This window comes from Phycicoccus sp. Soil802 (genome assembly GCF_001429605.1).
Taxonomy (GTDB): domain Bacteria; phylum Actinomycetota; class Actinomycetes; order Actinomycetales; family Dermatophilaceae; genus Pedococcus.
Genome location: NZ_LMSS01000003.1, coordinates 296,873 through 317,576, shown reverse-complemented (window position 1 = coordinate 317,576; position 20,704 = coordinate 296,873). Strand labels below are relative to the sequence as shown.

Sequence of the window (20,704 nt, the reverse complement as noted above, 5' to 3'; positions counted from 1 at the left end):
ATGGCTGCGCTGCGGGGGGTCGTATGCCGCATGCTGGCCATCGGCGCGATCCTCGCCGGGGTCTGTGTGGGGGTTGCCGGGGCAGCCTCCGCGACACCGACCATCCCAGGCGTGCCGGACTGCAAGGACGCACCCACCGCGCAGCTGCCCGGGTCCGGGATAACCGGGTTCCTCGACGAAGGACCCAAGACGCCACCGGAACCGCGCGACCCGTTCGCCGACCACCCCTCGACCAGCGTGTACGAGCAATACGGGTACGCCGGACTCGGGTGGCACACCTACGACCTCGGCTGCGGTGGTGGCCTGCGCGACGTCGACGCCAGTATCGACACCGCGACCGGCAACTTCCTGATATCGACCGCGACGTGGGGCGCCGCAGCCACCAACGGGCTGCACAACAAGGTTGCCCATCCCGAGGAGTACATGGCCCCGCTCGACGACGTCGTTGCCGGCGTGACGCAGCGACTGCACGACTCGATCTGGTCCCCTTGGGGCGCCACAGCACTGGTCGGAGTCGGTGCCTTGCTGCTCTTCTACTCGATGAGCGGACGACTGTCGTCAGTGACCTCGGCCGCCGCCTGGGCACTGCTGGTGACAGCGATCGTCGCCGGCATTGGCCAGTACCCGACCCGGGTCGCCACATTCTTCGACAGCACAGTCACCTCGAGCGTCTCGGCGATCAGCAGCGGCGTCAGCGGCCTGACCAACCTGCCCGCCTCGTCCGACCCCGCACGCGCCCAGGGCGCCCTGGTGGTCGACCGCGTCCTCTACGACAACTGGCTGCGCGGCGAGCTCGGCTCCACCGACTCCCCCGCGGCCAAGAAGTGGGGCCCAGACCTCTTCAAGGCCAGCGCCTTCACCTGGGCCGAAGCCCGCCAGGCAGAGCAGGACCCTGATGCGGGCAAGCGGATCGCCGAGAAGAAGGCCGAGAACTGGAAGAAGACCGCAGCCGAGATCGAGAAGCAGGACCCGGTCGCGTACGGCTACCTGCAGGGCAAGGCCGGTGGTCGCGCAGGAACCGGTGTGATGGTCGCACTCGGGTCAACTTTCAGCCTGCTTTTCCGGCTAGCCGCCGACATCTTCCTCTTTGCCGGCTTGGTCATGCTGCGGTTCCTGGTCATGCTGTTCCCGGCCATCGCCGTGGTTGGGGTCATGGCCCCGATGGCATCGATCGTGCGGCGCGTGTTCAGCATGGGCGGTGCCGCCGTGGTCAACGTGGTCGCGTTCTCGGCCGGGTCGGCGGTCCACGCCACGATCATCTCCGCAGTCCTGTCCCGCGCCACCACGACCGGCATGGGCGTCCTGGGCATCGTGTTGTGCATGGTGGCGACGGTGGCCGCGTTCATCGTGCTGTTCCCACTGCTGTCGTTCACCAACATCCTCGGTCACTCCGGAGGGCCACGCTGGGCCAAGCGCGGCGGGCGTGAGATCTGGAACTACACCTCCAGGCGACTGGCCACCCAACACGGCGTCGACGCAGCCAACGAGGATGCCGACCAGAACAAGAAGGCCGATGGCGACGAGAAGGCAGCCGCGCAGGACAACGGTGTCCATCGTCGTTACCGACACACCGGGCTTCCCGCCGAAGCCTTCGGACGACCCGCCTACTTCCCCACCGTCGCCGATTCCGAGAGAGCCCTGCCGGCGCCTCAACACCTTCAACTCAGCTCGGTTGAGGCACCCAGGCCCGCGCACTCCGTCACCGCGAACCAAGACCCCGTCTTGGCCCCCGATTCTGCCGAGGCGGACGCCGATCGAGAGGGCCCGGCATACGCCCTCGCTGGTGAAGTCCAGCAGACGCAGCCGAGACCCGATCCTGTGAACGTCCGAGCCACAAGCGGAGAGACCCCGATCAGCGGACGGATCGTTCCTCAGATCCCAGCGGACGCCCGGGAGATCCCGAACCTCGCCCACGACTCGCACACGCAGTTCCGGCGTGACGGTATCGGACCACGCCTCTATGACCCCGACACCAAGCAGACGGTTCTGAGCCTGCAGAAACGAGCCGAGGAATGAATGCCGGAGGAGTCGGCCGCGCCGTGCGATGGCCGCTTTGGTCATGGCGCAACCTGACTGTGACGGCCGTTCTGGCTCTCGTCCTGCTCGCGGCCCTCGGTCGCCTGACCAACGAAGTGGGAGCCTCGGCCGCGTCCGCCCCGCGGCCACCTCTGACCGCGTCCGCGCCCACCGTGCCCGCCGCGACGGCCACGCCCAGCAACCCGACGACAGCCGAATCGGTTACAGCAAGCCCGGGTTCAACCACGCCAACCAAGGTCTCGACTGGCTCCCCGGTCGCGGTGGCCACCGCCTTCGTCACTGCCTGGTCGACCACCACCCAGGGGGAGACGCCGTGGCTGACCGGCATGAAACCCTGGGGAACCCCATCCCTCATTTCCTCCCTCACAGGAACTGACCCAGCCCAAGTCCCAGCCACCCGAGTCACCGGTGACGCTGCCCTGAAGTCGGTCAAGGGCCCCACCGCCACGGTCAGCGTGCCCACCGACGGGGGCCGCATCGCCGTTGATCTGGTCAACCAGAGCGGCACGTGGAAGGCCGACACGCTCGCCCCGGACGACGCCCCACCCGGTGCCCCGACCCCGTCGCTGTCACCAGCCACAGCGAGTTCAGGGAACTGACATGCCGGCCCCGCTGGTCGCAGCCGCCGCGCAGATGGCCCGCAAGGTCGTCTTGCGTCGCCTCATCCGCCTAGGGCTCATTGTCCTCCCCGTGGTCATGGTCGGCGCCCTCGCGATGGGCCTGATCGTCCTGCTGCTGTTCACCACCGGAGATAGGGACTCAGGCACGGCCCAGGTCACCGGGCACTGCTCTACCGCTACCACAGCCTTCGCTGCGAACTCAGGCGCCAACGCCCAGGACCTCAGCGGGGAGCAGCTCGCCAACGCCCAGACCATCGTCGCGGTTGGCCGCCAGCTCAACGTGCCGGCCTACGGCTGGGTTATCGCCGTCGCAACCGCCCTGCAGGAGTCCAGCCTCACCAACCTCGACCACGGTCACCTCGACAGCCTCGGCCTCTTCCAGCAACGCGCCGCCTGGGGCTCAGACGCCGACCGGCTCAACCCCGAGACCGCCGCCCGGATGTTCTATGAAGGCGGCAAGGGAGGCCAGAAGGGGCTGGTCCAGATCCACGGGTTCGAGGCCATGCCACTCACGAGGGCGGCCCAGGCGGTACAGGCCAGTGCGTTCCCCGACGCCTACGCCCGATGGGAACCCCTCGCGCAAGAGATCGTCGCCAACCCGGCCGTGCTGTCCGCCACCTGCTACACCACTGCCGACTACACCGGCGACGGCACCCAAGGCTCCAACGCAGTCGCCTCAGCCCTGCAGTTTCTCGGCACTCCCTACAGCTGGGGCGGTGGAGGTATCGGCGGCCCAGGCAACGGATTCGGCCCTGGCAGCGCAACGGTCGGCTTCGACTGCTCCTCCCTGGTCCAATACGCCTACCACCAGGCCACCGGACGGACACTCCCCCGGGTCACCGACGCCCAAGCCGCCGCCCTTCCCCACGTTCCTCCTGGATCGCACCTTCGAGCTGGCGACCTGCTGTTCTTCCACTCCCCCGGCGACCCGCCCGGCAGCTACCACCACGTCGGCCTCTACGACGGGCAAGGCGGGATGGTCCACGCACCGCGCACCGGCAAGACGGTCGAGATCGTCCACGACGTACTCAAGGATCCCTACTACTCCTCCCAACTCGCCCTCGTCGCCCGCCCGGACAGCACGACAGACGAGGTTGAATCAGGATCCCAGCCATGACCGGCGCAGAGTTCGACGATCTCGCTGAGGCCGAATTGACCAATCGTGATGGCACGGTGGGGCGCCTCAACGACCACTTCCCAGCACTTCTGATTCGCCGCGCACTCGGCCTCAACGAGCCCCTCACAGGGCGGCGGGCTCGGTTCCTGATGACCAGCTATACCCATGACGGCAGCTGGCTCGCGCACGGCTGGAAAGACAGTCTGCGGATCGTCTCGGAAGTAATCCCCAAGGTCAGAGGCGTTGACGAGCCCGCCGTCTGGGTCCAAGAGGAACGGGACTACTACGGCGATTGCGAGAGCACCAATCGCTTCGCCGTCGGGCGTTCACGCGTTTGGGTCGAACAATACGTCTCCTCCACCACTCCGGCCGAAGACCCGGGGTCGGTCGTCTGGCTGGACAACCTCAACAGGGACCCCAATACGCCGGAGCTCCGAACCCTTCACTCAGTGCAAGGACACCCCGACCCCGTGGGCGCCCGCGTCGTCGTTGCAGGGGACAGCGTCGAAACCGATCTACGAGCGGTCAGCCCCGTCCGCATGACCAACGACGGCGACCTCGCCATCACCGTCATGGCCGAGGGCGACTGGTACCGATGGGCGCGCGACTACCCGGCCGAACCTCACCCAAGCCTGCGTTGGGAGCACGCCTCCAACGTCTGGGTGGAGTGATCCCGTGCTCGCCGTCTGTATGGTGGTCCTATGCATATATGCATCGGACGACTCCATGGGTGACCAGGTTTCCAACGCAAGAGTTGGAAACGAGCTGCGCGGCATCCGCGAGCAGGCGGGGCTTTCGGGGTCGGCAATAGCCCGCGAACTCGGGTGGTCCCAGTCCAAGGTCTCTCGCGTCGAGACCGGCCGGTTCGGCGCCTCGATCGGCGAAGTCGCGACCCTGTTGGACTACTACGGCGTTGCAGAAGAGATCCGTGCCGAGATCCTCAGTTGGGTAGCTCGAGACGATGGTGCGCAGGGAGCATGGGTCGTTAGGGCTGGTGGTCCACGGCGTCGCCAGGCTGAGGTCGGTGCGGTCGAGGCACGCGTGAAGCGGCTCCTGCAGTACCAAGCTCTGTGGTTCCCGGGCCTGCTTCAGTCGCCCTCGTATGCGAACGCGATTGCCAAGTCCGGACGCTTCCCATCTCCCGAGGGCATCGCTGCACGACGACAGGCGCGACAGGACGCTCTCCGGAACCGGCGCAGAGTGGTGTACCAGGTCGTCGTCGAGCAGGGTGTCCTCGAGCGGAGCCCTGGCAGCCGGGCCACGATGCACGAGCAGCTGAGCGCCATCCTCGACGTCGTCGACGAGGGGATCGTGGACCTTCGCGTCCGACCCGCCCAGGGTGACCGAGCGGCATACGCAGCAGGTTCCTTCGTCCTCTACGACTTCGCAGAAGGCACTCCCGTCGTCCTCGTAGAAGCGCAGACTGCCGACCTCTACCTGTCGTCTGAGACGGATGTGGCCGCCTATCGACGACTGTTCCGCGACCTTCAACGAGACGCGCTCGACAAGGACGCCTCACGGCTCCTAATCGAAAGGACTCGGCGTCAACTGGCGTCGTGAACCCATCTGAGGGGATATCCGATGGATGAGAAGTGGAAGTCAGCCCGGTGGCGCAAGAGTGTCCTGAGCGACAGCGGCGGATGCGTGGAAGTCGCTTTCGCCGACGGCGCCGTTGGTGTGCGTGACACCAAGGCGGAGGGCAACGGCCCGATCCTGGAGTTCAACGAGAAGGAGTGGCGTGCGTTCACCGGCGGCGTCGCACTTGGCGAATTCGAGTACGACAGGCTGCGCACGAGCCGATGAGCAATCCTGTGGAGATGCGTCAGCCTGTCGAGACCCCCGGAGTCGGCGGTCTCGGCAGGCTGCTCGCGTCCACGGGGGTATCCATCGCAGGCCAAGGGATGGTGCTGGCTGCCGTGCCCCTGCTAGCCGCATCACTCACCCGGAACCCCGTGGGGGTCTCCCTGACCGTCGCAGCCGGGTATGCCGCGTGGCTAGCCGTGGGTCTGCCCGCAGGAGCACTCGTGGACCGGTGGCCGCGGCGAAGAACCATGGTGCTGGCCGATGTCGCAAGAGCGATGTTGTTGGCTGGGCTCGCGATCGCTGTGGCTCTTGATGTCGCATCGCTGTTGATGCTCGTCCTAGTTGTCTTCGCGATCGGAGTAGCCAGTTGCTTCTTTGATCCCGCGGCGCAGGCAGCTATCCCCCAGGTGGTCGGTCGCGAACCGGGTGTTCTCGCGCGAGCAAATAGCCGCCTGTGGTCACTCGACCTCGTCGGTCGGTCCCTGATAGGACCGCCCCTCGGGGCTGCCCTCTTCGCGCTGGCCATGGTGTTGCCATTCGCCGGCAATGCCCTCACCTTCGTGGTGTCTGCTCTCCTGCTGGCGGGGTTGGGTGGCATCGACCGTGCCGAGGGCCGATCAGCTGTCCCTGCGGGAGTGGGCGCCTCCATGAGGGAGGGTGTGCGGTTCCTGTGGAGGCATCGCGAGCTCCGGGCACTGACCCTCGGGATGGCCAGTTTCAACCTGACGTACAACATCGCCTTCGCGCCTTTGGTTCTCTTCGCTCAGGAACGCCTCCATCTGGGCGACCGCGGCTTTGGCCTGCTCCTCGCCATGATCGCAATTGGCGGTCTGCTCGGGGCTTGGCTGTCTCCGCGTATCCAGCGACGCGTGACGAGCACTCACGCCTACGCCTTCGGCCTACTTGCGCAGGGAATCGCGTGGGGCGCCATGTGGCTATGGCCAAGCCGTTGGCTCGCCGGCGCCGCTCTCGTGCTAATTGGGCTGGCTAGCATGGCGGTCACCGTCATCGGTGCGTCAGCGCGGCAGGTCCTCACTCCGGACGATCTCTTGGGCCGTGTCAGCGCTGGCACAAGAACCCTTGGGCTTGGCTCCGCTGGGGCCGGTGCACTCCTAGGCGGACTGGCCGGCAGCATGGCCGGACTCGGTGCACCTCTCGTCATTGCTCTGGTCAGCGCCCTCGTGTCATCTGCGTTCTTCTTCGGCATTCGACACAGCGGACGATCTAGGCCGCAGGTTCGGCCTAGCTAGCCGACTCGGCATTTGCCTTTCCTGCCGATGGCAAACCACCGAGGGGCTGATCCGCCGGCCGGCGCGACTGCTCAACCCAGGAGGCCCGGAGCTCGTCTTGCCTTGCGCCAGGGCGGAGTGCGGCTCTTCGACTTTGAGGTCAAGTGCCAAGCTCTGCAGGAGCTGCACCAGTAGGACCCCGTCGGAGCCCGCCGATCACGTGACCGGCAGGACTCTTGGATCGCGTGTAAGGCACGTTCCGCGGTCCACTGGCTTGGATAGGACTTCTTCGAGCAATTGAGCACCGCGACCGTTCCTCAAGGCGCGTGCTCAGCTGGCTCACATCCAGCCCGGCACTGTGGGTTCGCGACTGAAGGCGCTCGGCCCGATTCGGAGCATGTATGTCTCCGTCTGACATGAGAAGGTTAGCCGCCAACGTCCTGAGATGGCCAGCCTTCAGGTGCGTGCAGTCATGATGAGTTTTTCCGCCAGCCAGCAGGACGCACCGCGCCGAGCCGGGGGGTCGATACGCTGTGCAAAGTGTCGACCGTCCACGTGGGGAGCAGTCTCACGCGACGTTAGCGAGGATCTGCCTTTGGGTTTCGAGGTGCCGGCGCAGGTTAAGGACGACTCCCTCGTCGGAATCCTGATCGTCCAGGTCATCTAGCTCGACCGAGTAGGCCGTGGCCAGGTTCAGCGTGTGGGCCGTCACGACCTCGAAGAACGGCAGCAGCTCGTCGAGCGTGAACGAGACGGCGTTACCCTCCTCCGAATACGCCTGAACCGCAGTCAGATCGGAAGCAAGTTGCTCGATGATCTCCGGACTCAAACGAGCTTCGCGAGCGGCGGTCAGGTACGCCTCAAGCGACCTCCCGAAGTTGGTCATGGACTCCGGCACCTCAACGGACGCCACGACCAGTTCTTCGGCTTTGACGTCACCCGGGACTGCCCACTTGGCAGCCCGCCTCCACTTGGCGTAGCCCCAGGAGATGCCGATGCCGAGGAGCGCCGCGCCCGCAACAACACCGCCAGCCTTCTTCAGGTCAACCTGCGAGAGGTTTAGCTTCGACACCTCGAACTTAGGGAGGCTCACCTTCAAGAGTTTCTTGCCTACATCCTCGGCAACCAACTCGAGATCGGGCGCCTCGTCCAGAAGAGCCGCGATCTGCTTGGTCGCGATGTCGCGGACGACGCCTCCAATTCGGTACAGCTCACCAGCGTCGATGCGTGCCTGGATGTCCAATGGCAGAATCAAGTTCGGCTGAACGATCGTCGGAAACGCGCTGGCTGGCATCGGTGCTCCCATGCGTCGATGTTATGGCTGGCGACCGACGGCCGTCTTCCGCTTGGCGGATTCCCCGCCGGCGCGCGCCGCCGCGAAGCGGGACCTGGCTTATCCGCTCCCTTCTGGCGAGTCCTCGGCGCCACTTCGGAAAGCAAAGCCCTTGCTTGACACGGCCTCCACCCGCTCAACGATGCGTCCGATCACTCTGCCGGGGCTCTTCCACTTCATGGCGAGGCGGTCATGGTCCATGCCGTGCTCGGCGACTACGTCGCGCAGCTGCTCTAGGTCGAGCGTGGCCAGCGCCTGTCTCAGCCCACTCTCGCCCGTGTCCGCGTAGACGGCGAACGGGTCGAGTGGCCCGGGGCTTCGACGCCCCGATCGTGCCGCCCGGGTAGGGCTGCGCACGCTGCGCTGCTTCGGTGGGTTCTCGTCGCCGCGCACTTCAAGCGGGTCAGTCCCCCCATCGCTGCCGTTGCCGGTCTGAGCGTCCGGGGCCACGGCGGCTGCGAGAGCGCGCGCGAAGCGGGGGGAGCGGGCAGCCTCGTCCGCCACGGCCTGAACCAGACGCGAGAACTGGCCGGCGAGGACCTGGTCTCGGGCGGCGAGGTGGAGCAGTGACTGTCCGGCTGCGGCAACATGCGAGGTCACGTCCTTCGCCGTCGGATGCACGTTGCGTTTCCGAGCGGGGCTCATGCTGCCTCCACTGCTGCCTTGAACTCCTTGGTGAGGTCGAGCAATGCGTTGAACTGGCCCTGGTAGCCCCACTTCTGGCGGAGAGTTCCTCGTTTGACGGAGTCGGCGGCCTCGGCGATAGCGTTCGACTGCGGGATAACCGTCGAAAAGACCGGCGGATACGCCTTCTTCCGGCGCAGACGGTTCACCGTGTTGACGTGCACGGTGGAGTTGGCCTGGAATTTCGAGACGATGATCCCGAGCTCGGCTATCGTCTGGTCGATGTCGTCGGCAAACTCCGCGATATGTCGCTGGATCTGGTCAATGCCGTAGGTCGACATCACGTCCGGGATCGTCGGAATGATGTAGCCATCGGACATCCGCAGGCCGTTAAGGGTGACCAGACCGAGGTTGGGCGGGCAGTCGATTAGGACGTAGTCGTACTCGTCAATGATCGGGCTGACCGCTCGCCGGAGCAGAGCGGTGGGGGTCGCTGAGTGGAAGCGGCCGGAGGACATGGTGCCCAGCCGGTCCTGGACCGCGATGAGGTCCAGCGAGCCCGGCAGCAGGTCGAGCCGGCGCACGTCGCTCACCGAAGACGCGTTCTTTTGCCGAGTGAGGTCGAGGTCGAATTCTGCCGGTTCGTGGGCAGGTCGCAGTGCGTCCTCAAACAGTGTCGCGAGGGTGTGACCATTGGCATTCAGCTTGAGCCAGGCTTTCTCACCGATCATTGCGGTGGTCAAGTTGGTCTGGGGGTCCAGATCCACCACAAGGACTGACTTGCGGAACTCGCCGGACAGGATCTCCGCCAAGGCCATCGTGATGGTGGTCTTGCCGACTCCCCCCTTGAGGTTGATTGTCGAGATAACGTGCGCCATAGAACCTTTCCTTCGTCTCTTGAGGTACCGCTGCACCTGCTCGGCGTTGAAAACTGGACCCGACTTCAGGTCGGCCACCGGCGCGGGGAACACGGGGTCGCGGGCCCGCCAGTTCGACACGACGGTCCGGCTCACCCGGGCCATCTCCGCCACCTCGTAGAGCCCGACAAGCTCGGTTTCCACTGCCCCTCCTGATCTGTGAATGACGTTCACATTGCTAGTGTGAATGCTGTCCACGGATGAGTCAAGGGAAGGGCGGGCGTGGACTCCTCGAGTTCAAGACGCGTACCGGAGCATTCCCGCCTTGAGGATCCCTCTTACAGCACGTCGCGGCCGCGGCGCCGTCAGAACTCCTCGGAAGGTGCGTCACAGCGCGCCGCGTCCGTCTCGCCCAGACGCCGTCTCACGCGAGCAAGGTGACGACTGTCCGTGGTTCTTCTCCCACCAACCGGCGAACAGTTGGTGGTAGTGGCGTACGCGTTTCTGGATCGCCTTCAGCTGTTTGCGGTCAGCCCACGGCAGCAAGTCGCCCTCCAGCTCGGCAGCTGGTGAGTTCGCCTGGGACCACCGCCGCCGCTGTGGCTGATCTGGCCATCGGCTGCAGTGCAAGGCACAAAGGGTGGACATGTCCTATGCACTAATGCATAGTAAAGTCATGCAGCAGTGCATAAGGCGCTGTTTGCGAATACGGAAGGAACGATCATGGCCATCGCGAAGCGCTTCAAGATCTCCCACGACGAGGTGTTCCCCCACGGGGCCTTCATCGTCTCGCCCGTGACCCCGGTTTCGGACTTCGAGCGGTCGACACGGGAGAACAAGGTGCAGCAGGTTGACGTCGACTCGGGCCTCCCGATCTGGCAGGTCGACGTGCTCGACCTGGATCCGGACGCGTCAAAGAATGCACGGACCGTCACGGTGAAGTTCCTGGCCAAAGTCCAGCCAGTGCCGCCGGCCAACGAGAGCGGCGGACCCATCACTCCCGTGATGTTCCACGGCCTGTCCGCCCTCCCCTACGTCGAGAAGGTCAACGAGGACTTCTCGCGAATCGCTTGGTCCTACCGCGCAGACGCAATGGGACCGGTGAAGTCCGGCTCCACAGCCCAGCAGAGCCCGACTAAGGCTGCCTGACGTGCGCCCCATCGACATGGTTGCGTGGGCGGAAGCCCTCGGCGTTGGGGAACTTGAGCTGCCATGGGCACTCTCGTCACGGGTCCGTCTTGTGGAGGAGCTTCACGCGGAACTGACGAAGCTGCGCGTGAGCCTCTCCGATGCTCCAGACGAAGGAATGCTCGCCTCGATCAGCTCCGCCAGTCGTGCCCTCGGTGCAGCGGGGGACCGGCTGACCGAGGCGCTCTCCGACATGAGAAGGGAGAGGTGAGGTGCGCGGCGGGCAGGCGAGGCAGTGGTCCAATGCGGTCGGAGTCGCGCCCGACGAGGTACATCGGCGGCTTCAGTCGCTGTGGCGCGAGCAGGAAGATCTCTACGGTCGGCAGTCCAGGCTGAGGGATCAGCTCCACAGCTGCCCCGATCGAGACCTCGACGAACACCTCCTTCAGGTCGAGCGTCACATGGGCGAGGCCGCCATGCTCATCGGCAACGCGGTGGCGAGTGTCGCGGGCGCGGGGTCCTGACATGGATCACTCCCCCTCTCGTCCCATGTTCGACAGTGACGATCCTCTGTCGATCGTTCTCGAGGCGATCGTCCGACTCGGCTGGGCGCTCGTTCGCGCCATCGGCGCCATCCTCCTCGCTGCAACCCGAAACCCAGTGCCGGCGATCATCGCCGTGGGGCTCGCAACCGAGGGATACGTTCTGGGATCGCGGTTCCTCATCTGGACGGCAATCGGAGTCCTGCTGGCGCTGATCACGTGGCGACTCGCGGCGCCGAGGTCATTCGCCAACATCGCGCACCCGCGACTCGCCTCGGTCGCCGCCGCACCTTGGTACCGCTCAAGATGGGCCAAGGCCGCGTCACGCAACGGACTGGTTGCCTATGACCACCAGTTCAACCGCCACCGCGCAGCCCAGTCTCGGCTGCCGAGGATCCGGCGGGTCCGCGTCACGAGGGCGGGAGTGCACACCCTGCAGCTCAGCCTCCCCGCTGGGCTCACCCCCTCGCACGTGGCTGCACAGTGCGATGGCCTCGCGCATGCCCTTAGGTGTCGAGAAGCAAGAGTCGTTGAGGACCGCCCGGGCCGAGTCTTCCTCGAGTTGCACCGCCGGGATGTGCTTGCACCGGTGATCCGTCCTTCGGCACCCGAGGGGCAGGTCGACCTGGCGGCCGTCGCAGTAGGTCGACACGAGGACGGGGAGGTTTGGTACCTGCGCTTGCTCGGCACCCATGTACTAGTCGCGGGGGCAACGGGCGCCGGTAAGGGATCCGTACTTTGGTCCCTCCTCAACGGCACAGCCCCTGCGATCGCGGCCGGGTCATTGCAGGTCTGGGCCATCGACCCCAAGGGCGGCATGGAACTGCGTCCTGGACTCCCTCTGTTCGCGCGTTTCGAAGACGGCAGCGCCGAGCAGATGTGCCTGGCACTGGAACACCTCGTGACCCTCAAGGACGTCCGGGCGAGGGAGTTGGCGGAGCTGGGGGTGCGCACCCACGCTGCAACTCCGGCATCGCCCCACATTCTCCTCCTCGTCGACGAGCTGGCCACATTGACGGCCTTCGCTGAGCGCGCCATCGTTCGACGCATCGAGCAGGCGCTCGGACTTCTCCTCACGCAAGGCCGAGCCTGCGGCATCACGGTGCTGGCAGCCGTTCAAGATCCCGGCAAGGACGTCGTCGTCTGGCGGGACCTGTTCCCCACCCGGATTGCCATGCGCTTGGACAACCCGATTCAGGTCGACATGGTCCTGGGAGACGGCGCTCGAGACCTCGGTGCAACCGCCGATCACATCAGCGAGCTGACTCCGGGAGTCGCGTACGTGCGGGTGGAGGGAACCCGTGCTCAACGGCGGGTGCGCGCGTCGTACCTGACCGACGCGGACATCGCCGAACTCGCCACCAGTTGGCCTAGACCCACACCGGTCCGTTTGGCTGCCGTCGCGGCCGTCGAGGGAGGAGAAGTCGCATGAGTCGAACGCCGAGATCAAACCCAGATGTTGGTTACGGACGCCCAATGCCGTGGATCGACCTGGGCCCGGAGTTCTCAGTCCGTGAGCTCGACGCGAGTCGCTGGCAGCCGCAGGGTTCTTGCGCCGGCAGTTCCTCGTGGCTGTGGTTCGAGGACGCCAACAGCCCCAAGACTCGTCGCGCCGAAACGATCTGCGAGACGTGTCCGGTCCGGCGCACCTGTCTCGCCGCGTCCCTGGTGTATGCCGAGGAGTTCGGAGTGTGGGGAGGGGTCCCCGCATGCAAGCGCCGGCCCTTGCTCCTGAGGCTTGCCTCTGGAGAACGCCTCGGGGCGGTCCTTGACGACGTGCTCGAGCACCGGGACCCCAGGGTTGCCTGATGGATCGCTACCCGGCCTCACGACGTGGCAGGGAACGGTTTCCCGGCCACGGCGATGGTGCCGCGCTCGACCTCAACGGCTTGTCGGTCGCCGAGGAGCAGCACATCGTCCGTCGGCTGACGAACCGGTCCTTCGACGCCTGGGCGAGCACGGCAGCTCGGGTCGGCTACTGCACCAACCCGATCCGGGTTCGCGGGAGCAGCACTTCGTTCGATCGAGACACCGGTCAACCCCTTCAGACCTTCAGCACCCTGGATGAAGCGTTCGGGGTGCTCCACCTCCGCTGCGGCAACCGCCGTGCCGACGTATGCCCCTCCTGCTCGCGCGTCTACGCAGCCGACACCTTTCACCTCATCCGCTGCGGACTCACGGGCGGCAAAGGAGTTCCGGACACGGTCGCCGAGAACCCTCTCGTCTTCGCCACGCTGACCGCACCATCATTCGGCAGCGTTCACGGCGTGAGGGACGGCTCACGGCGATGTCACCCTCGCTCAGGGACCAAGTCGAAGTGCCCGCACGGTCGCTCAATGTCCTGCATGCTGCGGCACCGGCCGACTGACCAAGGTCTCGGCCAGCCCTTGTGCTGGGAGTGCTACGACTACGCCTCCCACGTGGTCTGGCAGTGGTGGGCTCCAGAGCTGTGGCGACGGTTCACGATCACCCTGCGACGGCTCATCGCCAAGACGTTGGGGGTCAAGCCGCGTGACCTGAACAAGCACGCAACGCTCCAGTACGCCAAAGTCGCCGAGTTCCAGCTGCGTGGGATCGTCCACTTCCACGCCCTCGTACGCCTCGATGGGCCCAAGCGCGACGCCGGCTTTGCTCCGAGCCCGCCCTCCATCGACCCGACACTGTTGGCCCTGCTCATCGAGGAAGCGGCCCGAGCCGTGAGCTTCACCGCTCCATCAGCGTTGGACGACAACCTCGAGCGAGATCTGCGTTTCGGATCACAGGTCGACGCACGAGGCGTCCGAACTAGCAGACGTACGGACGACCCGGAAAGGGCTCTGCAACCCGAGCAGGTGGCCGGCTACCTGGCCAAGTACGCCACCAAGTCGGCCACGGAGAGCGCCGATGGCGGTAGCAACCCCCACCTCCAGCGAATCCAAGCCGTTGCGGCCGCCATCGCTGACTGCGCGCAGAGCACCGCCAACCTCTCGGACCTTGACGAGCACGACGTTGCCTACGAACGGATGGCCAACTGGGTCCACATGTTGGGTTTCCGTGGACACTTCGCGACCAAGTCCCGCCGCTACTCCATCACTCTCGGAGCACTTCGCAGAGCGCGGCGTCGCGCGCAGACCCTCATCGCGCTTGCTCGCCGCGAAGGCAGGCGAGTCGATCTGGCTGGGCTCGAAGCCGAGCTCATGGCCGACGACGAGGACGAAACCACGCTTGTCATCGGAGATTGGCGCTTCGCCGGCGTGGGGTGGGAAACAGCGGGTGACGCCGCCCTGGCCAAGGCAGCGGCCGCCCGAGCACGCGAGTACGCGCAATGGAAGTCCCAGCAACGGCGGAGTACACGACCAAGGAGGAGCAATGTGCATGCGACATGACCCGCTGTGGACCGTCGACGATGTATCGCGGTATCTCGGCGTTCCAGTGCAAACGCTGTACGACTGGCGGCTCAAGGGGACTGGCCCGCCGGTGTTCAAGGTCGGCCGTCACCTTCGCTACCGCGAGAGCGCCGTCATGGAGTGGCTCGAGCGTCACACCGCGGTGGCGTGACGTGGCCCGGCGTGAACTCGAGGTGGGAGCGTGGGGCGACGTGTCGGTCCAGCGCGTGAAAGGTGGGCCTAGCCCCGTAGTTGCGCGGGCCCGGTTTCGCGGGTTCGATGGCAAGGTCCGAAAGGTGGAGCGGTGGGGGCCGAGTCCTCGTGGCGCCCGTCAGGCTTTGTTGGCCGAGCTCGAGGAACGGAAGCGTCGTGGATCTGGCGGTCAGCTGACTGGCGCCTCGACCCTCTCTGAGGCAGCCGAGGTCTGGCTCAGCCGCATCCAGCGGTTGGCCGACCTAGGGCAACGATCGCCTGGCACCGTGGAGACATACGGACGTCAGCTCGAAGGTCATGTGCTCCCCCGGATCGGTGGCCTGAGGCTTCGGGAACTCACAACGCCCGTCGTGGATCGTTTCGTGCTCGACGTCTACCAGGACGTCGGCGCCGCTACCGCACGCACCTGCCGATCGATCGTGTCAGGCGCCCTGAGCCTCGCGGTCCGCCAGGGCGCGATCGCAGCAAACCCAGCGCGCGAGCTGGAACGGCTCGAGGGGACCCGGGCCAAGGAGCCCCGAGCGCTCACCAGCGAAGAGCAGGCAAAGTGGTTTATGGGCATGACAGGGGACCAGGTTGCCGTCCGTCAGGACCTGGTGGACTTTTCGGCATTCCTTCTGGCCACCGGCCTCAGGATCGGTGAAGCCTTGGCGGTACTTTGGACCGAAGTCGACCTGGACACCGGCGCCCTGACGGTGACGTCGACCTTGATTCGGGTTACTGGACAGGGTCTGCTGCGCAAGACGACGAAGTCAAAGGCGGGTCAGCGCGCCCTATTGCTGCCGACCTGGTGCGTGGCGATGTTGCGGCGCAGGTCCGAGGTTGGCGTCGCTCCGGACGAACCGATCTTCGCCACCGTTGATGGCCGCTTCCGCGATCCCCGGAACGTGTCGCGGCAGTTGGCTGACGCCCGAGATCGACTCGGCTTCGGGTGGGTCACCTCGCACACGTGGCGTAAGACCATGGCCACCATCCTCGACGGCGGAGGTGCCTCTCCGCGAATGATCGCCGACCAGCTCGGACACTCCCGGGTGTCGATGTCTCTCGACTTCTATCTCGGGCGCAGATCGGTCGACCCGCGAGTCCTTGCCGCACTGGAAGCCGTCGATCCACGCCGCTTCACCCTTGAAAGCGGTGGGCAAAGCGGTGGGTCGGTAGCCCAGGGCGAGGGGACCTGAGGAAAACATGCTGGTCAGAGAGCCGACGAGGGGACTTGAACCCCTAACCCCTTGTTTACAAGACAAGTGCGCTGCCAATTGCGCCACGCCGGCCGGTCTGCCGTAGCAGACGGCGACGATCGTACCGGCGGCGTGGCGAGCCACGGGCATCCCGGGCGCCCACGCGGCATACCGACTCGCGCACTTGTTGCCACTGATCCCTCACCGGTCCCCCGGATCCGGCCTCCCGTGCCGCACAGGTGGCAACAAGTCAGGCAGCCCGCGCACTTGTTGCCACGGATCCCTCACCAGACCCCCCGATCCGGCCCCCGGTGCCCCACAGGCGGCAACAAGTCGCGGGAGCAGAAACCACGGGGACACGACGGCGGCCCGGCACCATGCAGGTGTCGGGCCGCCGTCGGTGCGGAGAGCGGGGTCAGCGGGCGTTCAGGTAGGTCTGCAGCGTGCGGACCGTGGCGCGGTCCAGGTAGCGCGCGCCGTTCTTGCGGGCGCCGATCCTGGTCTGCAGGGCGCGCATCGTCTTCGGCCCGATGATGCCGTCGGGGGCCGAGCCCACCTTGCGCTGCAACGCCTTCACGTCGGTGCGGGACAGCGTGCCGTTGACCGACCCACCGACCCAGCGCTCGATGGCGGCGTTGGTCTTCGGGCCACGGATGCCGTCGACGACGAGCTTGCCGGTGGTCGAGTGGGCCGCGGGAGCCGTGCGGGTGGTGGAGCGCGAGGCCCGGCTGGTCGTCGAGCCGGCGTCGACCGCGCCACCGTTGGCGCGGGTCAGCCCGGCGCGGGCGCCACAGGTCGGCCACGCGCCCGGGCCCTGGGAGGCGAGCACCTTCTGGGCGATGGTGATCTGCTGGGCCTTCGTGGCGCGGTTCGCGGTCGGGGCGTAGCGCTCGCCACCGAAGCCGTCCCACGTGCGGTCGGAGAACTGCAGGCCGCCGTAGTAGCCGTTGCCCGTGTTGATCGACCAGTTGCCACCGCTCTCGCAGGCAGCAACGCGGTCCCAGACCGTCGAGGCCTGCGCGCTGCTGGCCGTGGCCATGCCACCCGCGACCGTGGCGACACCGGCCACGGCAACACCGGTCACGCGCCGTCGAACAGGGTTGGCCTTCCGAGCAGAGTGCTTCGGGGCATAGAACATGGGTGGGGGGGTTCCTCTCCTGACCGGCGCCTGCGGGGTTAGCTGTCGGGTTCGGGCTGTCAGGTGCCCGGCCGGCGTGAGCCGGCTTCACCCCAAGGCCACCGTGGTGGCCGCGTTGGGTTCCCCCGTCCTCGTCTGCCCGGAGATCTTCCGGCGGGACACCCACCTGACGAGGCTCGGCGCGGTGGGTGTGCATGGTTGTCTGGGTATGCCGTGTGCAGTTGTGACCGCGCGTTGGCGCAGGTAAGACACGGTAGGGGGCTGTCGGCAGGGCGACAACCGATTGGCGAGAATTCGCCACATTTCGTTCGCCGACAGAGGGCTCAGCGGCGGCGAGCGCGGCGCTTCTGCACCATCCGGTGGTCGAACGGCGCCGCCATGAACTCCCCCAGCACGCTGCCCGCCGCGATCGCCAGGAGCACTGCCATCGCCCCCAGCAGCGTGGTCAGCCCGCCCTGCAGCGACAGGGTCCCGGAGTCGGCGGACGACCCGTTCACCATCTCGTAGAGGCCCCGGAAGATCGCCAGACCCGGGAGCAGGCCGTAGGACGCCGGGACCACCAGCACCATCGCCGGCGCGCCCATCCGCAGGGCCAGGAGGCGTCCGGCACACCCCAGCACGATCGCGGCCAGTCCGGCGGCGGACAGCTGGCCCAGCCCGTCGACCTTCGAGACGGCCAGCGAGACCGCCACGCCCACCGCACACAGCACGCCGCTCGGCACCACCAGCAGCCGGCCGGTGCGCAACGACACCGCGCCCGCCAGCCCGACGACGAAGGCGCCGACCACCGCCAGCAGCACCGGGGCGTTCAGCGCCTGGGTGGACACGATGGAGGGCGAGGCGACGTCGAGGTCGAAGGCACTGGTCAGGGCGAGGGTCAGCTGCAGCCCGGTCGCCACCCCGAGGATGATCCCGGCGGTCGTGAGGAACACCGCGAACATCCGCCCGGCACCGGTCACGGAGTAGCCGGAGATCGCGTCCTCGAACGCCGAGGCGACCGTCCGACCGGGCAGGAGCACCGTGATCCCGCCCGCGACGATGAACGCGAAGTCCGACGACGAGACCGGCAGCCAGCCGGCCGCCCCGAGGCTGAACGCGCCCCACGCGAGCACGGTCGCGAGGAACCCTCCGATGGCGCACTGGTAGAAGTCCGGGAGGCCGCCCTTGCCGAGCGTCCGCGCGGCATACCCGACCAGCAGGGCGGACAACCCGGCGACGAGCGCGGCGACCGCACCGGCCCCGAGCATCACCGCGATCGCGGCGGCCAGCAGGCCGAGCGCACCTCGCACCATCCACTTCGGCCAGAACCGCGGAGCCCGGCGGATCTCGCGCAGCTGGGCGGCGGCGGCCTCGCGGTCGTAGGACCCGGCGACGAGGTTCTCGACGAACTCGTGCACGGCCGTGAGCCGGGCGAAGTCACGCGTCGACGACCGCACCACCCGCAGCATCGTGATCGGCACCCCGGAACCGGTGGTGCACTGCACCAGCAGCGACTGCAGCGTGATGTCGACCTCGAGGTTGTCGAGTCCGGCTGCCGCGGCCACCGCCACGACCGACGACTCGACCTGGGGAGCGCCGGCCCCGCAGCGCAGCATGAGCTCGCCGACCCGCAGGGCGAGGTCGAGCGAGGCCCGCGCCTCGCGCTCCTCGGCGGCCGCCTGTCGCACGCGCGGGTTGCGGTAGGGCGTGTGCCGCAGGGACTCGACCATCGGCAGGGTCTCGGTCAGCTCCTCGCCGCGCCAGATCCGGCTGTGCCGCAGCACCGGGCGACGCCTGGCGGGAGGCCGAACGGGTCTGTCCGGGACGCCCTCGGTCATCCGGTCAGGCCCACACCGGGGAGCACGGCCGTGGGTGGGTCGTTGGGCCACCACTGCGGGATGCCGCCGTTCTGCACGATCACCACGACCAGCCCGACGGCCACCACCAGGGCGAGCGCCACGACGACCTTCGTGCCACGCGGCCCCGGGCTGAGGCCGCGGACGATGCTGCGGGTGCCCCTGCGCAGGCCCGAGCCGCCAGGACCCCACCACGCCATGAGGACCGCGACCGCCGCCCCGACCGCGAGCGGCCCGGAGGAGTTGGGCTGGGGCTGGCCGCCGTAGACGGCGACGGTGCCCAGCGCCGTGCTGAAGACGGCACAGATGCCCACGACCAGCGGGAGGATCGCGCTGACGACGGTGGCGAGCGCGCCCACGACCAGGTGCCAGGGGCTCGCCACGACGGCCACCGGCACGTCCGACCGACGCGGTCCGCGGGTGTGCCGCCGCAGGACGAGGGAGGTGACGGAGCGGTCGGCGGTGCGGGCAGCCCACGACCAGAGCACGACGAAGATCGCCGCGACCACCGGGAAGCCCGCGACCCCCGCGACGACTGCGGCCAGCAGCGCCAGCAGGGTGCCGGTGCGGGTCGGCCGTCCGATGCGCGGGTCCGGCTGGCCGGCGCCACCCTCCCAGGCGGCCTGCCACTCCGACACCTCGCCCTCGGGCTCGTCCCACGGGACGAGCTCGCCCTCGGGGTCGGGCGACCAGACGGGCTCGGCGACCGGGGCAGGCTCGACCGGCCGGGCCACCGGGGCAGGCGCGACCGCGGGCCGCTCCCAGCGGGCGGTGGGCCGGTGCTCGAAGGCCTGGGTATGCCGCGACGGCGCCGTGAGTGCCTCCGTCACCGGCTGGCCGGTGGCGTAACGCTCCAGCGCGTCGACGACCTCGTCGGCGTCGGGGCGCTCGCGCGGCACGGGCGACAGCGCGGCATACAGGAGCGGCGCGAGGCGCGGGTCGACGCCGGCGAGGTCGGCCTCGCCGCGGCTGACCCGCGAGAGGACGACGTCCATCGGGCCACGGCCGAACGGCGGGGCGCCGCTCGCGGCGAAGGCCAGCGTCGCCGCCCAGCCCCACCAGTCGGTCGCCTCGGTGACGGGCGCTCCCTCGACCACCTCGGGCGAGAGGTAGCCGGGCGTGCCCATCACCAGCCCGGTCATGGTGATCCGCACGTCGTCGGCCACGTGGGCGATCCCGAAGTCGATGAGCACCGGGTCGCCGTCGAGCAGCAGGACGTTGCCGGGCTTGAGGTCGCGGTGGATCACGTCGGCCCCGTGGATGGCGTCGAGCGCCTCGGCGAGCCCGCGACCCAGCCGGAGCAGCTCCTCGCCGCGGATGGGCCCCGACTCCTTCACCACGTCGTCGAGCGCCGGGCCGGGGACGTAGCGCGTGACGAGGTACGGGCGGTCGCCGTCGAGGTCAGCGTCGATCACCGCAGCGACCCGGTCGTCGCGGATCCGGCTGAGCACCTGCACCTCGCGGGCCAGCCGGGTGCGGGCGTCGCGGTCGTGGGCGACGTGGGGGCGCAGCAGCTTGAGGGCCACCGCCCGGCCGCTGGGGTCGAGCGCCAGGTGGACCACACCCATGCCACCTTCGCCGAGCTGCTGGATGAGCCGGTACGGTCCGATCCGGGGGCCGTCGGGCACGGCGGAACGCCCGTCGCTCCCCTCGATCGCCTCCGTGGTCACCCCTACACGGTACGT

At 67.6% G+C, this 20,704-nt stretch carries 20 protein-coding genes, 1 tRNA gene and 1 riboswitch; of the genes, 14 read left to right on the top strand and 7 right to left on the bottom strand.

Translation table 11 applies throughout. The annotated features are described in order from the left end of the window. From ASG91_RS08140 to ASG91_RS08110, 6 genes are all read left to right on the top strand, one after another. Positions 1-2,016, top strand: coding sequence for an MFS transporter (locus ASG91_RS08140; RefSeq protein ID WP_056922124.1), 2,016 nt, complete (start codon positions 1-3; stop codon positions 2,014-2,016). A 621-nt stretch (positions 2,017-2,637) separates the two neighbouring features. Then, a complete protein-coding gene (locus tag ASG91_RS08130; protein WP_056922122.1) occupies positions 2,638-3,774 on the top strand; it encodes a C40 family peptidase in 1,137 nt (378 codons plus the stop codon). Then, positions 3,771-4,445 carry a hypothetical protein gene (locus ASG91_RS08125; protein ID WP_056922121.1) on the top strand — a complete coding sequence of 225 codons (675 nt, stop codon included), beginning with the start codon at positions 3,771-3,773 and terminating at the stop codon, positions 4,443-4,445. Before ASG91_RS08130 ends, ASG91_RS08125 begins: the two co-directional genes overlap by 4 nt. 4 nt (positions 4,446-4,449) lie before the next feature. Continuing rightward, positions 4,450-5,334: a helix-turn-helix transcriptional regulator gene (locus ASG91_RS20140; RefSeq protein WP_082594004.1), complete on the top strand. Its 885-nt coding sequence runs from the start codon at positions 4,450-4,452 to the stop codon at positions 5,332-5,334. A 21-nt stretch (positions 5,335-5,355) separates the two neighbouring features. Continuing rightward, positions 5,356-5,577, top strand: coding sequence for a DUF397 domain-containing protein (locus ASG91_RS08115; RefSeq protein ID WP_056922119.1), 222 nt, complete (start codon positions 5,356-5,358; stop codon positions 5,575-5,577). After that, positions 5,574-6,827, top strand: a complete 1,254-nt coding sequence (locus ASG91_RS08110) for an MFS transporter (protein WP_082594003.1) — start codon at positions 5,574-5,576, stop codon at positions 6,825-6,827. The genes ASG91_RS08115 and ASG91_RS08110 overlap by 4 nt, the downstream gene beginning before the upstream one ends. A 547-nt stretch (positions 6,828-7,374) precedes the next feature. Here ASG91_RS08110 and ASG91_RS08105 read toward each other — a convergent pair. From ASG91_RS08105 to ASG91_RS08095, 3 genes are all read right to left on the bottom strand, one after another. Beyond that, on the bottom strand, positions 7,375-8,112 hold the full coding sequence (locus tag ASG91_RS08105) for a hypothetical protein (protein ID WP_157606212.1): 738 nt from the start codon (positions 8,110-8,112) through the stop codon (positions 7,375-7,377). An 87-nt stretch (positions 8,113-8,199) separates the two neighbouring features. Continuing rightward, positions 8,200-8,784 (bottom strand): hypothetical protein, encoded by a 585-nt coding sequence (locus ASG91_RS21000; protein WP_200961261.1) that lies wholly within the window; start codon positions 8,782-8,784, stop codon positions 8,200-8,202. Then, positions 8,781-9,824 (bottom strand): ParA family protein, encoded by a 1,044-nt coding sequence (locus tag ASG91_RS08095; protein ID WP_200961260.1) that lies wholly within the window; start codon positions 9,822-9,824, stop codon positions 8,781-8,783. The genes ASG91_RS21000 and ASG91_RS08095 overlap by 4 nt, the downstream gene beginning before the upstream one ends. A gap of 519 nt (positions 9,825-10,343) precedes the next feature. On the opposite strand from ASG91_RS08095, the gene ASG91_RS08090 reads away from it, so the two are divergent. Genes ASG91_RS08090 through ASG91_RS08055 form a run of 8 tightly spaced genes read left to right on the top strand, consistent with a single transcriptional unit; the run spans position 10,344 to position 16,046 of the window. Then, on the top strand, positions 10,344-10,769 hold the full coding sequence (locus ASG91_RS08090; RefSeq protein ID WP_056922116.1) for a hypothetical protein: 426 nt from the start codon (positions 10,344-10,346) through the stop codon (positions 10,767-10,769). A gap of 1 nt (position 10,770) precedes the next feature. After that, positions 10,771-11,019 (top strand): hypothetical protein, encoded by a 249-nt coding sequence (locus tag ASG91_RS08085; RefSeq protein WP_056922115.1) that lies wholly within the window; start codon positions 10,771-10,773, stop codon positions 11,017-11,019. A gap of 1 nt (position 11,020) precedes the next feature. Then, a complete protein-coding gene (locus tag ASG91_RS21160; RefSeq protein ID WP_056922114.1) occupies positions 11,021-11,272 on the top strand; it encodes a hypothetical protein in 252 nt (83 codons plus the stop codon). Between the two features lie 25 nt (positions 11,273-11,297). Beyond that, positions 11,298-12,722 carry an FtsK/SpoIIIE domain-containing protein gene (locus ASG91_RS08075; protein ID WP_056922113.1) on the top strand — a complete coding sequence of 475 codons (1,425 nt, stop codon included), beginning with the start codon at positions 11,298-11,300 and terminating at the stop codon, positions 12,720-12,722. After that, the gene (locus tag ASG91_RS21435; RefSeq protein WP_082594001.1) at positions 12,719-13,099 is read left to right on the top strand and encodes a WhiB family transcriptional regulator; all 381 of its coding nucleotides are present in this window, start codon (positions 12,719-12,721) and stop codon (positions 13,097-13,099) included. The genes ASG91_RS08075 and ASG91_RS21435 overlap by 4 nt, the downstream gene beginning before the upstream one ends. Further along, a complete protein-coding gene (locus ASG91_RS08065) occupies positions 13,099-14,655 on the top strand; it encodes a replication initiator (protein ID WP_157606210.1) in 1,557 nt (518 codons plus the stop codon). The genes ASG91_RS21435 and ASG91_RS08065 overlap by 1 nt, the downstream gene beginning before the upstream one ends. Further along, entirely contained in the window at positions 14,645-14,827 is a 183-nt protein-coding gene (locus ASG91_RS08060; protein WP_056922324.1) for a helix-turn-helix domain-containing protein, read from the top strand. Before ASG91_RS08065 ends, ASG91_RS08060 begins: the two co-directional genes overlap by 11 nt. 1 nt (position 14,828) lies before the next feature. Beyond that, positions 14,829-16,046, top strand: coding sequence for a tyrosine-type recombinase/integrase (locus ASG91_RS08055; RefSeq protein ID WP_371262036.1), 1,218 nt, complete (start codon positions 14,829-14,831; stop codon positions 16,044-16,046). A gap of 20 nt (positions 16,047-16,066) precedes the next feature. Here the strand turns inward: ASG91_RS08055 and ASG91_RS08050 are convergent. The 4 genes from ASG91_RS08050 to ASG91_RS08035 all read right to left on the bottom strand — a co-directional run bounded on the left by ASG91_RS08050 (position 16,067) and on the right by ASG91_RS08035 (position 20,689). Beyond that, positions 16,067-16,139: transfer RNA gene (locus ASG91_RS08050), tRNA-Thr, on the bottom strand. A gap of 322 nt (positions 16,140-16,461) precedes the next feature. Next, positions 16,462-17,130, bottom strand: coding sequence for a transglycosylase family protein (locus ASG91_RS08045; protein WP_371262035.1), 669 nt, complete (start codon positions 17,128-17,130; stop codon positions 16,462-16,464). 66 nt (positions 17,131-17,196) lie between these two features. Then, positions 17,197-17,376: riboswitch (cyclic di-AMP (ydaO/yuaA leader) on the bottom strand. 131 nt (positions 17,377-17,507) lie between these two features. Then, positions 17,508-18,947 carry a threonine/serine exporter ThrE family protein gene (locus tag ASG91_RS08040; RefSeq protein WP_056922108.1) on the bottom strand — a complete coding sequence of 480 codons (1,440 nt, stop codon included), beginning with the start codon at positions 18,945-18,947 and terminating at the stop codon, positions 17,508-17,510. A gap of 50 nt (positions 18,948-18,997) precedes the next feature. After that, a complete protein-coding gene (locus ASG91_RS08035; RefSeq protein WP_056922107.1) occupies positions 18,998-20,689 on the bottom strand; it encodes a serine/threonine-protein kinase in 1,692 nt (563 codons plus the stop codon). Positions 20,690-20,704 lie beyond the last annotated feature (15 nt).